Source organism: Streptomyces sp. A01 (assembly GCF_059026195.1).
Window position 1 is genome coordinate 1 of the sequence record NZ_JBWLKN010000108.1, and the last position, 837, is coordinate 837.

Genomic DNA, 837 nt, shown 5'->3' on the forward strand with positions numbered 1-837 from the left:
AGTCCCATCCGCACCCGCCGCGAACGCCTTGCACCGCCCGTCCGGTGACAGCGCCCGTTGTCGGCTGAACTCCACGAGTCCCAGCGGCGTGGACATCACCGTCACACCACCGGCCAGGGCCATGGAGCACTCCCCGGACCGCAACGCCTGACATGCCAAGTGCAGGGCTACGAGGGAGGACGAACAGGCGGTGTCAATGGTGACGGCCGGGCCTTCGATACCGAGGGTGTACGCGACGCGGCCGGAGGCGACGCTGCCGGATGTGCCGCTTCCCACATAGCCTTCGAGTTCTTCGGGAATGGTCTGCATCCGTGCGGCGTAGTCGTGGTAGATCACCCCGGCGAATACGCCCGTGGAACTGCCCTTGAGCTGGGTCGGGTCGATTCCGGCTCGCTCGATCGCCTCCCAGGAGGTTTCCAGCAGCAGCCGTTGCTGCGGGTCCATCGCCAGGGCCTCGCGCGGTGAGATTCCGAAGAAACCCGCGTCGAAATCGGCCGCGTCGTGGAGGAACCCGCCTCCGCGAATGTAGAACGTGCCGGGCTTCTCGGGGTCGGGGTCATACAGCCTGCCGACGTCCCAGCCGCGGTCGGTCGGGAACCCGGCGACCGCGTCGGTGCCCGTTGCGATCAGGTCCCACAACGCCTCGGGAGAGGTAGCCCCCTCCGGAAAACGGCACGCCATTCCTACCACCGCGATCGGCTCTTCCGTCGACGCGGCGGCGCTCGGCCTCGGCGGAGCCACCTCATGCCTGGTGCCCAGAAGCTCTGTGTGGAGGTGGTGGGTGAGGGTGGTGGGGGTGGGGTGGTCGAAGAGGAGGGTGGAGGGGAGGCGTAGTCC

At 68.0% G+C, this 837-nt stretch carries 1 protein-coding gene; it reads right to left on the bottom strand.

What is annotated here, in order from left to right; translation table 11 throughout:
* A partial coding sequence (locus tag AC5P1B_RS35730; RefSeq protein WP_493892203.1) for an acyl carrier protein occupies positions 1-837 on the bottom strand: 837 nt, incomplete at both ends.